The 14,875-nt window shown below is 39.5% G+C and carries 15 protein-coding genes; 6 read left to right on the forward strand and 9 right to left on the reverse strand.

The genetic code is table 11. From position 1 onward, the window contains the following. Genes G9H65_RS00840 through G9H65_RS00850 form a run of 3 tightly spaced genes read right to left on the reverse strand, consistent with a single transcriptional unit; the run spans position 1 to position 5,352 of the window. Positions 1 to 3,213 carry a DUF1553 domain-containing protein gene (locus G9H65_RS00840; RefSeq protein ID WP_166373473.1) on the reverse strand — a complete coding sequence of 1,071 codons (3,213 nt, stop codon included), beginning with the start codon at positions 3,211 to 3,213 and terminating at the stop codon, positions 1 to 3. Positions 3,214 to 3,216: 3 nt separating this feature from the next. Next, positions 3,217 to 4,623: a c-type cytochrome domain-containing protein gene (locus G9H65_RS00845; protein WP_166373474.1), complete on the reverse strand. Its 1,407-nt coding sequence runs from the start codon at positions 4,621 to 4,623 to the stop codon at positions 3,217 to 3,219. 9 nt (positions 4,624 to 4,632) lie between these two features. Continuing rightward, the gene (locus G9H65_RS00850; RefSeq protein ID WP_166373475.1) at positions 4,633 to 5,352 is read right to left on the reverse strand and encodes a hypothetical protein; all 720 of its coding nucleotides are present in this window, start codon (positions 5,350 to 5,352) and stop codon (positions 4,633 to 4,635) included. A gap of 131 nt (positions 5,353 to 5,483) precedes the next feature. Between G9H65_RS00850 and G9H65_RS00855 the strand changes: the two genes are divergently transcribed. Continuing rightward, entirely contained in the window at positions 5,484 to 6,050 is a 567-nt protein-coding gene (locus G9H65_RS00855) for a pentapeptide repeat-containing protein (RefSeq protein WP_166373476.1), read from the forward strand. Here G9H65_RS00855 and G9H65_RS00860 read toward each other — a convergent pair. From G9H65_RS00860 to G9H65_RS00875, 4 genes are all read right to left on the reverse strand, one after another. Further along, positions 6,018 to 6,488, reverse strand: a complete 471-nt coding sequence (locus tag G9H65_RS00860) for a hypothetical protein (protein ID WP_166373477.1) — start codon at positions 6,486 to 6,488, stop codon at positions 6,018 to 6,020. The two genes, G9H65_RS00855 and G9H65_RS00860, sit on opposite strands and share 33 nt — an antisense overlap. After that, a complete protein-coding gene (locus G9H65_RS00865) occupies positions 6,476 to 6,979 on the reverse strand; it encodes a GNAT family N-acetyltransferase (protein WP_166373478.1) in 504 nt (167 codons plus the stop codon). Before G9H65_RS00865 ends, G9H65_RS00860 begins: the two co-directional genes overlap by 13 nt. 96 nt (positions 6,980 to 7,075) lie before the next feature. After that, positions 7,076 to 8,440, reverse strand: coding sequence for an oxygen-independent coproporphyrinogen III oxidase (gene hemN, locus G9H65_RS00870; RefSeq protein WP_166373479.1), 1,365 nt, complete (start codon positions 8,438 to 8,440; stop codon positions 7,076 to 7,078). Between the two features lie 336 nt (positions 8,441 to 8,776). Beyond that, the gene (locus tag G9H65_RS00875) at positions 8,777 to 9,418 is read right to left on the reverse strand and encodes a DsbA family oxidoreductase (RefSeq protein ID WP_166373480.1); all 642 of its coding nucleotides are present in this window, start codon (positions 9,416 to 9,418) and stop codon (positions 8,777 to 8,779) included. Positions 9,419 to 9,529: 111 nt separating this feature from the next. Between G9H65_RS00875 and G9H65_RS00880 the strand changes: the two genes are divergently transcribed. Together G9H65_RS00880 and G9H65_RS00885 are read left to right on the forward strand one after the other, a co-directional pair. Then, positions 9,530 to 9,880: a DUF2834 domain-containing protein gene (locus G9H65_RS00880; RefSeq protein WP_166373481.1), complete on the forward strand. Its 351-nt coding sequence runs from the start codon at positions 9,530 to 9,532 to the stop codon at positions 9,878 to 9,880. Continuing rightward, positions 9,877 to 10,563, forward strand: a complete 687-nt coding sequence (locus tag G9H65_RS00885; RefSeq protein WP_166373482.1) for a carbohydrate-binding family 9-like protein — start codon at positions 9,877 to 9,879, stop codon at positions 10,561 to 10,563. Before G9H65_RS00880 ends, G9H65_RS00885 begins: the two co-directional genes overlap by 4 nt. Positions 10,564 to 10,575: 12 nt before the next feature. Here the strand turns inward: G9H65_RS00885 and G9H65_RS00890 are convergent, their stop codons facing one another. Together G9H65_RS00890 and G9H65_RS00895 are read right to left on the reverse strand one after the other, a co-directional pair. Then, positions 10,576 to 11,454, reverse strand: coding sequence for a PIG-L deacetylase family protein (locus G9H65_RS00890; protein ID WP_166373483.1), 879 nt, complete (start codon positions 11,452 to 11,454; stop codon positions 10,576 to 10,578). Between the two features lie 12 nt (positions 11,455 to 11,466). Beyond that, positions 11,467 to 13,617 carry a glycoside hydrolase family 31 protein gene (locus G9H65_RS00895; RefSeq protein ID WP_166373484.1) on the reverse strand — a complete coding sequence of 717 codons (2,151 nt, stop codon included), beginning with the start codon at positions 13,615 to 13,617 and terminating at the stop codon, positions 11,467 to 11,469. Between the two features lie 175 nt (positions 13,618 to 13,792). Between G9H65_RS00895 and G9H65_RS00900 the strand changes: the two genes are divergently transcribed. The 3 genes from G9H65_RS00900 to G9H65_RS00910 all read left to right on the forward strand — a co-directional run bounded on the left by G9H65_RS00900 (position 13,793) and on the right by G9H65_RS00910 (position 14,827). Then, a complete protein-coding gene (locus G9H65_RS00900) occupies positions 13,793 to 14,167 on the forward strand; it encodes a DUF4260 domain-containing protein (RefSeq protein WP_166373485.1) in 375 nt (124 codons plus the stop codon). Further along, positions 14,154 to 14,414 carry a TfoX/Sxy family DNA transformation protein gene (locus tag G9H65_RS00905; RefSeq protein ID WP_166373486.1) on the forward strand — a complete coding sequence of 87 codons (261 nt, stop codon included), beginning with the start codon at positions 14,154 to 14,156 and terminating at the stop codon, positions 14,412 to 14,414. Before G9H65_RS00900 ends, G9H65_RS00905 begins: the two co-directional genes overlap by 14 nt. Positions 14,415 to 14,509: 95 nt before the next feature. Beyond that, positions 14,510 to 14,827 carry a Dabb family protein gene (locus G9H65_RS00910; RefSeq protein WP_166373487.1) on the forward strand — a complete coding sequence of 106 codons (318 nt, stop codon included), beginning with the start codon at positions 14,510 to 14,512 and terminating at the stop codon, positions 14,825 to 14,827. The last annotated feature ends 48 nt before the right edge of the window (positions 14,828 to 14,875 follow it).

A 14,875-nucleotide genomic window follows, 5' to 3' on the forward strand; every position in this document is an offset into this window, starting at 1 on the left:
TTATCGTTTGGTAATACTAGCGTCTGAATTCATGATGGCACTGGCTACCACAGCATTGGCTGCCACCAGATTTCCATCCATATTTCCTTGCAATCGCTTCATTCCAGCTTGTAGCCAGCCTTTTGCTTTGCTTGCATCTTGCTGAAAACGAGCTAAACTTTTTCTTTGTAGATCGACCAACAAAGCCAATTCTTTATCCGAGGCTTCCCGACTTGTCAGTTTTTTAAAGGTCATTTGTATGGCTTTGTTAACATCTATTTCTACGGCCATTTGTTCTCCCAACATCTTAGCTGCTTCCAAAAAGGTGGGGTCATTCAGGCCCACAAGCGCCTGTAAAGGTGTATTGGTTTTTTGTCGACGTACCAAACAAGAACTTCTGGAAGGAGCATCAAATGTGGCTAGCGTGGGATTGGGTACCGAACGCTTCACGACCACATACAAGCTTCGGCGATATACTGCTGAAGTGGTATCTTGTTTGTAATGTGAGCTATTGATTTCCCATAAACCATCAGGTTGATAAGGATAGACACTTTTTCCGCCAACCTTTTGCACTAATAAACCACTAGCTTGTAGAGCATTGTCTCGAATCATTTCCGCACTTAAACGAACAGAAGGCCCCCGAGCTAATAATCGGTTTTCTGGGTCATTTTCCCTTTGTTCCACCGTGGCCTTTGAATCTTGTTGGTAGGTTTCCGACATCACCATTTGCTTCATCATTTGCTTGATATTCCAACCAGACTCTCGAAATTGGATAGCCAGAGCATCTAATAATTCGGGGTGGGAAGGCATTTCACCTTGGTTTCCAAAGTCTTCGGACGTTTTGACGATACCAGTCCCAAAAAAGTTTTGCCAAAAGCGATTCACGGCCACTCGAGCAGTTAAAGGATTATTTTCTTGGGTTAACCATTGTGCCAAGCCGAGTCTATTCTTGGGTAAGTTGGTTGGAAATGGCAAAATCTTTTGGGGAGTATTCGGAAAAACTTCTTGTCCTTTGGCGTCGTATTGACCACGTTGCAGCAAAAATGCCTTTTTAGGCTGGGGCATTTCTTGCATGATCATCACCTCCTCTATTTTCTCCGATGAATCCGCCAAAGCTGTTCGCCAATGTTTGATTTCTTTGGCAAAGGCCAATTGGGTGCTATCCAAATTTTGTTTGAAATAGGCCCGAAAAGCTTCTCCTTGATGGTTAGTCCATTGGTCTTGCGACTTGTATACCACATCTTTCCAGGAGGCCCTTTGAGCCAAAACTTGAATTTCATAAGGAATAAGTTCCCGATTGTAAACCGCCACTTCATCGGCTTTCCCTCCTTTAAAACCAAGGCCACGCCACCATCCACCAATTTGTAAGCCTAATTCATTTTTGGAGAAATAAATGATGTCTTTATACAGTTGGTCAATGACTGTTTCCATATCCGACTTTTGACCATCTACGAACAAATTAAATCCTGCGGCCTGGGAAGATCCGTCATAAGTCAAAGCTAGATGTATCCATTGATCTCGCGGAACATCTGTTTTCATCACCTTATTGATGGCATTGGATGGAGCCGTATGCGCCATGTTTATTTCCAGTCGATTGTTTTTCAAATAGACATGAAATCCCTTAAAATTATACAGTCGCTCCGCATTACTCTTATGAAAAATAACCCCTTCTTTCATGTCTTTGGGAATATTCACCCACATGCCAATAGTGAATGGTTCCGACTTTCTAAACACTCCGGCAGGACTTAAATCCGCATAAACATCTCCATCAAAAGCTAATCCTTGACCTTGCTTTCCTTTCACAAAAACGGGCTGATCTCCTGTCTTTCCTGATTCTCTCTTGATCACGGCGACCTGCTTATCATTCAACTTATTTTTCAATGTCGCATCCAAATCAAAATAAGCCACTAAGCCCTGTTGAGGAATCATTTCATCCGCCAATTTTTCATGACCCTTGCTCTTTATCCAGTTTTGAAAAGGAGCATTGGATGTCGGGCTTTGATTCATTTTTTCTTCTACCGTCCGAATCTTAGTTTGAATGAATTTCAAAACTTCTTCTTTTTCTTTGGTTGGAAGCATCAAAGTAGGAGTAGGCAAATCATCCGAATAGGAGATTTGACCTGCTTCTCGGACATTATTGAAAAAGCTGAAAAGTTCGTAATAATTTTTTTGAGAAATAGGGTCGTATTTATGATCATGGCAACGGGCACAACCTGTGGATATCGCCATAAATGCTTCCCCGAAAGTATTGGTTCGGTCAATCACATATTCTGCTTGAAACTCCTCTTCCACAATTCCCCCTTCCGTATTTTGGGGGTGATTTCGGTTAAATCCCGTGGCAATCAACATCTCTTTACTTGGTTTGGGCATTAAATCACCGGCCAATTGCTGATGAATGAATGTATCATAAGGCATGTTGTTATTGAAAGCCTTAATAACCCAATCGCGGTAGGGCGACATATCCCGGATACGGTCAACGGTATAGCCATGTGAATCCGCATAACGAGCTAAATCCAACCAATCTACGGCCATTTTTTCGCCAAAATGAGGCGAAGCGAGCAGTCGGTCTACCTGCTTTTCATAAGCATTCGGGGTATTGTCAGCAAGATAATTTTCTAATTCAGGAATGCTAGGCGCCAGTCCTGTTAAATCAAAAGAGAGCCGACGAAGCAGTAAGGCCTTGGAAGCTTTGGCACTCATTTTTAAGGACTCCTTTTCCAATTTTGTTTGCACCCAATAATCGATCACATTCATCCCCTTTTGAGATTCAGGGATGGCCTGCTTTACGGGTTTAACAAAAGCCCAATGCGGTTTATATACAGCTCCGTCCTGTATCCATTTAAGGAGTATGGCTTTTTCTTTGGCAGATAAACTTAAGTGAGATTTCGGCTCAGGCATGACATAGCTAGGGTCTTTGGAAAGAATGCGATGGGCCAACTCGCTCTTTTGTAGATTACCCGGTGTGATCGCCACTTTACCTGGGCTTTCTGGCAATTTGGCATAGGCATTCTCAGGCAAATCTAGTCGCAAGCCAGCCTTCTGTTTGGCTTTATCTGGTCCGTGACAGGCAAAGCATTTGTCGGACAATATCGGTTTTATATGAATATTAAAGTCCAGTGCTGCCGGTAATTGACGATATTCCAATGTCACATCTGCGGGTAAAGGCAAGCTTTTAGGTGGCTTGGCGGCCATCAAAAAACAAAGCGGAAATATCAAAAACCCATACCTTTTCATACGCTATTTTATTGCTTTCAAACGATTTGTATCTGGCGGACTAAATTGGAATTTTCCTTCCACGATGCTTAAATCAGGTCGAGCTTTCTTCAAAGCTTGCAAGCCTTCCTGACTGAGCCTACTTTGCCAAATATAAAGAACTTTTAATGCCTTCATGGCAACAATGGCTTTTATCCCTTGGTCAGAAATCCGTGTCCCATATAGATTTAACTGCGCTAGGTGGGGCAATTGCCCTAAGCGCTCTAAATCACCATCTTGAATATTACTTTGTTCAAGATTTATTTGCTGAAGGTTCTTAAAATTCAGGAGTTCCTCCACTTGGATATCTTGTCGTTTGGTTAATTTGATTTGTAAAACATTGTTTTGGATCTTTTTAGTCGCTTGCCAAGCCTTTGAATCAAGATGCTTTACATTAACAAAATTCAAACTCAAACCTGCAGGATGATTGGCAAATGGACTAATACTAAGACCTTGCGACTTAGCTTGAAGTATGTCGGCATGGTTAGCTGATTCCAGAGGCAGCAAAGTCATTGTAGGCTGTTTTATATCCAATGCATGCGACTGTATATCCGATGCATGCATTGAATCTGCGGCATTAGACGGTAAAGACAATGCATGCATTGACTCAGAAAATGGTGCCCCCATCTCAATCCATCTTTTAATGATGGCCATTTGCCTTTCATTCAATTGTTTTTTGCCTTCAGGTGGCATGTGCAAATCATCGTCTTCCGGCAAAATCAAATAACGATATAAATGACTTTTCAATGGATTTCCGGCAAGTAAAATAGGCCCTTCCTTTCCTCCCTTTTTGATGAAAGCTTCGGTATCTAAACGTAATTTCCCTTTCTGTTTTTTACTGGAATGACATTGAAAACAATGGCTTTTCAAAATGGGTAAAACCTCTTGCTCAAATGGAAAATTTCCTGCGGTGCTAAGCACTTCAACTGCGGTATCCAGTTCTATTTTCTGTTGAATTGTATCTACTGTTGAAAGGCTCAATTCCTTGGATTGAGATACTGTCTTTTTTCTGGCAAAAAAATAATTGGACCCATAAGTTAGCTCCCCACCCAAATGACCCGTGATAGCTAATGCAACAAATAAAATAAGGCTAATGATTTTTTGATAAGCTTGAAAAAAATAAAGACCCAGGGCGCAAAGGGTAGTTCCTATTCCCCACCATTGATGGGCTAAAACATCCCCTTTTTCATAAGCCCCTGAATTTGATAAAAGAAAGCCCGATATTGAGGCCATTATAGCTGCAATGGCTCCCAACAATAGCAAGGCAGAAATGGATGATTGGGTTTCAACTTTTCGAATTGACTGTGCCCAAATCATGACACAAGCTATGACCAATATCCCAATGGGAAAATGCACTAAAAAGGGATGTAAATGGCCTAACAAATCAATCATCTATGGAAATTATTTATGGTCCAATAATTCCCTTCTGGACCATGCCTCATCCATAGGACCACCTGTAGATTTTTGCCCTTTATGTCGCCAAATTCCATCTTGAATTTGAAATTCAAATGGAAGTTTTTTGCCAATACTTGAACTGGCTTTGGTAAAAAATACAATCTCTTCGTTATAGGTATTTCCTTGCGTGCTATAAAAGCCTCCTCCTGTGCCAAAGAATTGTTTGCTTTGAACATTGTAGGCAATCCATTGGAAGGCCTTTCCTGTATGTATTTTCATGGTTCTTCTCGGGAAAAAAGGATTAGGTCTTCGAGACAGCACTTCATTTGAAAAATTCCCGACAATAATCCAAGCGCCTTTCATTTTCCCTGCTTCACCTTGGTCCATCTGAGTGAAAACCTGTTGTTCCACTTGAATCTGCCCATTTTTCTTTTGAAATATAAGCTTTTTCAACTGACCTACTTGTAATGAATCTTTCGAATTCCATTCTTGGTGAATTTCCAATTCTTTCCCCTTCACGCGATATGTTCCACCGTATGTTGCCAGCAACTTATGGCTATTTGATTCAAACTGAGTAACACTAACAATTTGATCCGTTACCAAAATCCAGGTAGACACGTCTCCTTGGGTATTGGACCAAGAGCCTTCTATGGGTTTTTGAGCTGAAACAAAAAAAGGATGTACGAACAAAGCACATACCAAAAGGGCTCGCAGTAACTGTTTCATGATGGAAAAATAGGTTATAAATCTTGCCTAATTTACAATCTTTTTCTGAATCCCCTAGCCTTAGGAAAGATGAATGAAGGAGGAACTATTGCTAAAATTTCTCGTAAATTAGCTATTTAAATCTGCCCACCATGGAAAACCCATTTCAACAAATTTTTGAGAAGAAAAATTACACCTTGGAGGGGCTCCCTAAAGGAGAATATGAGGCTTGTATTTTTAAGTACTGTGAATTAGCCAAATTGGATTTATCGGAATATTCATTCATCGATTGTCAGTTCCACGATTGCAACCTTAGCCTAGTCAAGATGGGAAATACCAAATGGCAAAATGTATCCTTTTTCAATTGTCGTTTACAAGGTTTACATTTTGAATATGCCAACCCTTTTCTATTTGAGGTGCACTTTGACCATTGCTTTTTAAATCTGTCCTCGTTTTATCAACGACAAATGAAAAAAGCTACATTTAAACACTGCTCTTTACACGAAGTAGATTTTAGCAATGCCAATTTGAGTGAAGCCCTTTTTGATGATTGTGATTTGTTGAACGCACAATTTGACCAAACTAATCTAGAAAAGGCCGACTTCCGAACAGCCTATCATTTTGAGATAAGTCCTCAAATTAATCGAATGAAAAAAGCTAAATTTTCTAAATCAAATCTAGCTGGATTATTGACCAGCTTCGGCATCACCATTGATTAATTCCGCCATTATTTTCAAGTGATGGTGAGTATGTATTCGCAAAAAATAGTGGGTATCCTTTAAATCCAAATCCCCAAAAATAAAATGGTGAAAATAGGCCTTATGAGGTAGTGTTTTCATCTCTTCTAAAGATTGTTTTACCTTGGTAAGTTGATCGGTGACATGTAACGGATCAACCTGCGGATCAACATAAGAAGGAGCTTTCACCCTTCCCCTTGGAATTTTCTGAGTAAAAAATACCCACACTCTTTTCCAATTGAATACCCAGGTATAACGATGGGGATCAGATTTTTTCAAAGCACTAATCACGGTGATCAACACCAGTAGGCAATGCTCTATATGCCAGCCTACAGACCCTTTAGAGATTTGCGCATCGTTCACATGCATATAGGATATATTTTCTTCTAATTGCTGGATTTGCCTTTCTAATGATTCCATGGGTCTTTTTTATACACTAGTAATTGTTGCTGATCTCTTTCTATGCTCCGCTCAAATGTTAAACCTAAGCGCAACAATAATTTGATGGAACGAACATTATGCTCTAAGGTGGTGGCGAAGATAGGCGCTTTATGGTTAGCAAAATAATCCTCTAAGACCAAGTTCGCTGCTTCATAGGCATAGCCCATACCCGAATATGTCGGTAAAAACGCAAAACCAATGTCTGGCTGAGGTAAATAATCTCTCTGAACAAGAGAAATGATTCCCAGAGGAATATCTGAAGATTGGAGAAAAACGACTCGGTAATGAATAGCGGGATTATTACGCAATTTGGTACAAAAAGCGTTTGCTTCTTCCCAACTTCTTACCCCACGATCACCTATAAATTCCATGAATCCAGGGGTATTGAGTAGTTCCAACAAGAATGGGGCATCTTTAAGACTAAGATCTTTGACGTATAAACGCTGACTTCGTAATATCTTGACACCCATAAATAAAGGGATGAGGCTAAAAGCCTCAGATTATTTCTGTAAAGAAAATAAAAATCCCGTATGGTTGAAAGTTGATGAAATGTAATGCGTGTGTGGCTACACGGCTTGGCTAAACTTTAAAGTAGCGTGCTCATCTGTTAATAATTTAATGTCAAAGGCCTTGCAAACATTTCGGACAAAATTGGCTCCCATAGATGTCAAATTCAAGCCTTGAAAATCCCATTGAATTAATCCGTCTTCTTCTAGTTCGGCTAAATATGGAAAGCTGTAAGTCTCTAGTATGGGAAGATCTTCTGGTCTAAATTGAGTCTTACCGTTGCATGCAACATCCAATATATATTGTCGCATGGACTGATCTATTTCAGTTAAAAAATAACCTTTGAAAACAGCTAATTTACCTTGCTTCACTTCTTCATAATAATCATGAATCGTTTTCTTATTTTGGGCAAAACCATAAAAAACATCACTGATACTAGAAACGCCTAAGCCTAAAACCATGCCTGTTTGCTGAACGGTATAACCCATAAAATTACGGTGTAAAGTACCTTGCTCTTTGATTTTGTACATCAAATCATCCGGCAAAGCAAAGTGGTCCATACCAATATCCTGATAGCCATGAGCTAAAAAAATGCTTCGGCCCAATTGGTATAAGGCTAATTTCTCGGAAGCAGAGGGTAAATCATTTTCGTCGAATAATCGTTGACCTCGACTGGTCCAAGGCACGTGCGCATAACTATAAAAAGCAATCCTATCAGGACGTAAAGAAATGGCATCTTGGATGGTCTTTTCGATACGATCTATGGTTTGCAGAGGAAGACCATAAACCAAATCAATATTCACCGATTCATACCCAATTTCCCTGGCCCATTGAACTACTTGTTGGACATTTTCCTGGGGCTGAATACGGTTTATGACCTGTTGCACTTCAGGATTACTATCTTGCATACCAAAACTTACTCGATTAAAACCTAGATCAAACAAGGTTTTTAAATGGTCAAATGTGGTATTATTGGGATGCCCCTCAAAGCTAAATTCATGCTCCTCTGCTACCTGAGAATCCGAAAGGATAGTTTGAATTAAGCGTTGCAAACTTTCAGGAGAAAAAAATGTGGGAGTGCCTCCTCCTAAATGAAACTCCCGAATTAATGGCGTGGCAGTCATTTGTTGACGATATAATTGCCACTCTTGCAATACTACCTCAATGTATTCATCTTCCACTTTGTGGTTAGTCGTAATGCGCTTATTACAGCCACAAAAGGTACACATACTTTCACAAAAAGGCAGGTGAATATATAGACTGATACCTTGGGAATCATTACATTCCTCAAAGCGTATTTTAAAAGCTGATTTCCACCGATCTTCAACTATTTCATTATCCCAATAAGGCACCGTTGGATAGCTTGTGTATCGAGGAATAGGTACATTGTATTTATTCAGTAAAGAGGCATCGATTGGAATCATAATTCATCATTTTCTGTGTGATCATTCAACCTTTGGTAGGTTTTGGATTACTAGTTTTGGCCATCATGTCGATTGACTCGTTGCTTGCTTGTCAATTGGCTAAATAACCAGCTAATCAGCTCGGATGACTAACCAACTGACTGTCTGACCGATTGGCCAGTTGGCCAGTTGTCCGGTTGACCAGTTCACCAGTTCACCAGTTCACCGGAGATTTGTCAACTTTTTAAAAGTTGACAAATCTAAGAGGTAAGCTAATAAACCTTAGTACACAAAACTACGCAGAATGTCAGATTTGATTCCTGAGAAAACTACCAATTACTCGATAAAATACTGATATTAATCATGTTCCGCTGCTTGGCGAAGGGTATCAATAAATACCTGTAAAGGTTGAGCGCCCGGGATTCCGTAGCGGCGATTGAACACAAAAAAGGGCACTCCTTTCAAGCCCAAGCTGACTCCTTCCTGCGTATCTTGTCGCACTCGATAAGCGAATTCATCATTCTCCAAAGCTGCTAAAATCGCCTCTTTTTCTAATCCGACAGATTCTCCAATAGTCACCAATTCCGTCTCACTAGCCAAGTTTTTCCCTTCCACAAAATAGGCTTCAAATAATTTCTCTTCTATTTCATTATCCTTCTTTTGCTCTTTGGCCAACTGGATTAACTGATGTGCCTTCATGGAATTGGCCACGACCAAACGTTCAAATTGGTAATTCAACCCAACTTTCTCCGCCATTTCGGCTACTTGTTGGTGCATCTCCCTTGATTTCTCTACACTAATTCCTTTACGATCTGCTAAATACTCATAAATATTCACAGGCTCATCAAAATGCATCGGTATACTAGGATCCAATTGATAACTTTTCCATTCAATTTCAATCGGGGTACTCGATTCAAATTGCTCTAAGGCTTTTTCTAAATGACGTTTCCCAATGTAACAAAAGGGACACATGATATCACTCCAAATTTCTATTTTCATGTTGGCTATTTTAATATCCCAAAACCGAATTATATATGTAAAAAGTTCCGATTCGAATAAATGAGTAAATTGAGCAGTCCAATTTTTAAAATTCTTCTCAATCAACAGCCCATGAAACCTCTGCCAACGAATATTGCCTATTTTTATCTCTTCCTTTCTATTGTGGGAGGGTCACTCACTTTTTATTTTGTTTGGCTAGGTATGCAAGAACAAAACGGAAATTTTGATGTAGTCCAATTTGTTCAAAGTACCTGGACTAGTTATTATGCCAAAAGTTTAACCTTCGACTTCTGGACTGGAACCATGGCGGGAACTTTTTTCATGATAGTAGAAGGCTATCGATTACACATGAAAAAAGTATGGTTATACATTTTATTTACATTTCTAATCGGCTATGCCTTTGCCTTCCCCTTATTTTTGTTTTTCAGACATAAAAAAATAACACCCCCTTTGGTCTCATGAAATTCTGCTTTTTCTTACTTCTGCTTATTTCTAGTACAATTGTTGCACAAGACACCTTGCTAGTACAGCATGTTCCCGACTTCCCCATGGATGGACAAGCGAATCATCCTGCATGGCAACAAAGTAAATGGTATCCTTTACCCGCCCGAAATGAACTAGCCAAGGAATTAGATAGTCGGTTTAAAATTCTGTATTCCGACAAAGGAATGTATGTGTATTTGGAAGGTAAAGATCAAAAAATCAGTACAAGCCATTTAAACGATTTTGAGGATTTATATAAAGCCGATGTATTCGAGGTGTTTTTTCATCCGAATCCCGCTAACCCTCTCTATTTTGAATATGAAATAAATCCTTTGGAAAAAGAACTTGTCTTAATGGTGCCGAATTTACAAGGCAAATTTTATGGATGGTTACCTTGGCATTATGAGGGTGAAAGAAAAGTCCAAAAGAAGGTTTCTATCAAACACATTCCTGGAGGTATGGGTACATGGTCTGCCGAGCTATTTATCCCTTTTACCCTGCTCACTCCACTGGAAAATGTACCCGCTAAACCAGGAATGGTATGGAAAGGGAATTTTTGTCGGCTCGACTATGATACTGGAAAAATGGCGAAATGGTCCTGGTCGCCATTACCAGGCACATTCCACGACTATAAAAAATATGGTGTCTTTGTGTTTAAATAAAAAAACAACCTCTTATTTTCCTAGCATAGGAAATAATCGACGAATATCTTGTTCCGTTGGTTGGGTGCCGTATTCACAAATTTCAAATGCCTCGGCATATTTAGCTTGATCGGCACGTGATTTACCGTACCATTTTTCTAAGGTTTTTCTCACCTCTGGATTTGGCGCTTGAACTCGTTTGGCTAACAAATACTCCTTATGTTTGGCGGGATCTTTGGGTACTTCATTTTCATAATTTCCTATCCAAGGAAGCCACTCATAAAACTGAGATTGATGCGCATCTAAACCCGCCAATTTTTTTTCAATGACAGGCGTAATATCAACGGCAATATCTGCTTGAAATGGATTTGGCTTTTTGAAATTATCTTGAAAATACAAGAATATGGGGTTCTTTCTCAAAGGCTCTACATCAGGTGCCACATTAGGCACTCCGACCATAAAAGCGGCATCTTGAACCAAAACACCCGTATAGCGGTGATCCGGATGGTAGTCGTTAGATCGTGGAGCAATCACCACATCTGCCTTCCATTCCCGTATTTTTCGGATGATCTGGAAGCGAATTTCTAAACTAGGTAAAAGCTCCCCATCGTGATTATCCAACACATCATATGAGACTCCTAATCTTCGGGCCACTTCTTTGGTTTCCGCGATTCTTCTTTTTGCTAACATGCCTCCACCTTCTGTTTGATGACCTGCATCACCGTTCGTAACAGAAACAAATTTGACATGATGGCCCATGGCCACAAACAAAGCCGCTGTTCCTCCACTCTTAATATCACAATCATCTGGATGAGCACCAATCATGATAATTTGCAATGGGCGATCTTGCGCAACGACGTTCAAGGCGATACTACAGGCCAAAAAAACAGTTAATAAAATTCCTTTTTTCATATCTTATTCGGTTTATTTCGTCATAAATGTCCAAGTAATATCAGGTAAATACCCGAAATTTGCCTTTGGTGTAACCTGCTTTGGAAAAGCATCCCATTGTCCATTGGCTCCTTGTTTCACCCCAAATTCAGTCCAACTATGTGCCCCCTTTTCAAAATTGAAAGTCCGACCATCATCATCGTATAATTTCCAAGTCCCTGATTTCTGACCATAATGTCGAATTTCTAAAGCAAATGCTTGTCCGTCTTTGGGGGCTTGTCGGTGTACGGGCACCATCGGAATCAAGGCGCCATCTTTGACAAAAAGAGGTATCTTGTCTAAACTAGGACTGATTTGTATTTTTTGATTTTCCCCCACTAATTTCCCCGTATAGAAATCGTACCATTTCCCTTCTGGTAAATAAACATCTCGCGTTTTTTCTCCCGCAAACATAGGAGCCACTAAGATAAAATCGCCCATCATGTATTGATCCTTGATGTCGTTTTTAAGACTCATACCATAAGGATTCTCCGTAGCATCTACTTTTCCTTTTGTTCCTGTGGGTTTAAATCCAAAACCATCCACTAAATTCATGGCTCTAAATGGCGGTTTTCCTTCAAATCGATATTGAGCAAACGTGGTATAGAGATAGGGCAATAATTGCATCCGAAGGTTCGCAACATCACTAACCGCCTTTTCCACTTCTGGAAATGACCAAGGTTTAGTTCCATCCGACCAAGCATTCAACATGGCCATGGGTGAAAAGCAAACCGACTGCATTCTTCTAACCCATTCCTCTGCCGTTTTGGAAGCCCTTACTTCCGGTGTCCAAAGCACCCCAATAAAACTAGAATTGACTAAAGCTGTAATGAAATCTTTATGGCTGTAATAATCGTTGTAAATCACATAAGGCAAAGAACTTGCCCCCGCATTGGATGCTCGAATCAAACCATAGGTTCTTTTGTTTTTTTCCTTGAACCAAGAACTTGTCATTTCTTGTACCATCAAACCATATATTTGCCGCATCTGTTCAGCACTTGTCCCCGAAGGGAAGGTTGCCACATCTGGCCAAATCCAATTGTCATAACCGTCTACCTCATCTATTTTATAACCCCCAACACCTATATCCAAATGGTTTTTTACAAAATGCGCCTTCATTAAATTCCGGGCTTGAACCATAGTAAAATCCGGAACGATCCCATTCCAAACCAAGTGAGAACCTGTGTATTTTTTAATTCCTGCATACAAAGATGACTTCGGTGAAACATAAGGATTCAACCATAAATTGGCAGATAATCCCATACGAGATAAGGTATCTAAAAATGCTTTAGGTTGAGGAAAACGACCCGGATCCCATTCGAAAGTACATGGATAGGATGCTGAATGCCAACCCGGTTCTACCCCTATAAAATCCAAAGGAAATTGATGTGCTTCAAAGCTTTTTGCCTCCTTAATGATATCATCTTGACTAAACAAAGTAGGAACTCGTTGGGTAAATCCCAGTCCCCATTTAGGAGGCAGGTAACCTCCTCCATTAAATAAATTGTACCGTTGTACTGCTTGCATGGGACTCGGTCCTGCAAAAACATATATGCTGGCTCCATCAGCAGGAATCAATACTTCCAACACATCAGAAGGTGGTTGCGAATCCCAATTTTTATCTGCATTTCTATCTTGTATGGGGGCAGGGTGTTTAGCATCTGCACGGACATTGGACCCCGCATAAACCGTCATATAAGAAGCGGCATCGATTAAAACACCATAGCCTTTGGATGAAACATAAAAAGGAACTGGCGCATGGGTACGTCCATTATCTTTTCCTCCATAATGATCTACATGCAAGTTTAAAATCCGTCCCCGTTGATTGACCGTTTGGAAATTTAATCCAAGCCCAAAAACCTGTTCCTCCTGACTCAAAGGAAAACGTAGGTATATTTTTTTATCTATAATCTGAATTTTGATATCTTCTTTCGACAAAGGGAAAGTACTGCTTGGCAGTATTTTCAATGCATTATGTAGCGCATGTCCACCAGCCGCTTGGAGTAAGCTGATATGACGGGGATTCCCTATTTGAGTTTTCCAAATACCTGGCTGGACTTCTTTCCATAAACTTGCCTTTTGGGCAAAAACAGATATACTGAAAAACAGGAAAATACTGGTGCAGTAAATGCGAAATGAATTCATGTTTCAAAGGCTTAGAAATTCAAATATGTCCAAATATTCATGGAAGTACAAATGCCCCGAATTTTGCCCTTGAAGTTGGCTACAATCAATTTCAATAAGTACACTCCGAGACCTTTTATCATAATTCATTGCTCTTTTTGAAATATTTACCCTTATTTTGATCAAAAGGCATATCATGAAAAATTTGTTAAAACTAGAGTCCTTAGGTTTATTTGCCTTGAGTATTTGGGCATACATAGCATTTTTTCCAAATCAATGGGGAACATTCGCTTGGTTGATTTTAGCCCCAGACCTTTCTTTTTTAGCTATCATTCTGTCAAAAAAAATAGGTTTACATGTCTACAATTTATTCCACCATCAAGGACTTATCGCTCTAACAATTATTCTTGGATTTTATTGGCCGATACCCCTTTTATTACAAATTGGCATCATTTTTATGGCGCATAGCACCATAGATCGGGTACTTGGATATGGATTGAAATTAGAGAGTTTTGATCACACGCATTTGGGATGGATAGGTAAAAGCACGTTTAAAAATGATGAGCAATAGACGAATTGAGGATATCCGAAACTTTGGACCTTATACCACGGGTATTCTAAACCAAATTGGAATTTATACAGAACAGGATTTATTATCAACCGATTACCCAAGCATTTCCCAAAAACTTATAGAAAAGGGAATAACGCTCAATTTAAACATCTTTTATGGGATTGAAATGGCACTCCAAGGTAAGGTATGGACAAAAATAAGTTCACAAGAAAAACAGGAAATCAAGCAAATATTAGGCAGAAAATAAATGGCCATTGGCTAAAAATTTTGTTGACCATATAATCATTTTGACCATTTTAATGTAGTTTAGATAGATCGAAACGATGAATCATTTTTAAACACATGGAAACTAAATATTTATTACATCACGTATTCTTTTGGTTAAACAACCCTGAATCTCTTGAGGATAGAAACAAACTTATTGAAGGGTTAAACACCCTAAAAGGCATTGAAGCCATCAAAAAAATACACATTGGAGTACTGGCATCTACAGAAAAAAGAGAAGTGGTAGACACCTCTTGGGATGTATCAGAATTGATGTTTTTTGAAAACGAAAAAGATCAAAAAATATACCAAGACCATATCATTCACCAAGAATTCGTCAAAAACTACAGCCATTTATGGAAAAAAGTAGTGGTTTTTGATGCACAAGACGTGTAAAAGATCTTCTCATAAAGAGCCTTATGGGCTCTTTTTTTAAACCTATAC

The organism is Aquirufa ecclesiirivi (genome assembly GCF_011250515.1).
Lineage (GTDB): Bacteria > Bacteroidota > Bacteroidia > Cytophagales > Spirosomataceae > Aquirufa > Aquirufa ecclesiirivi.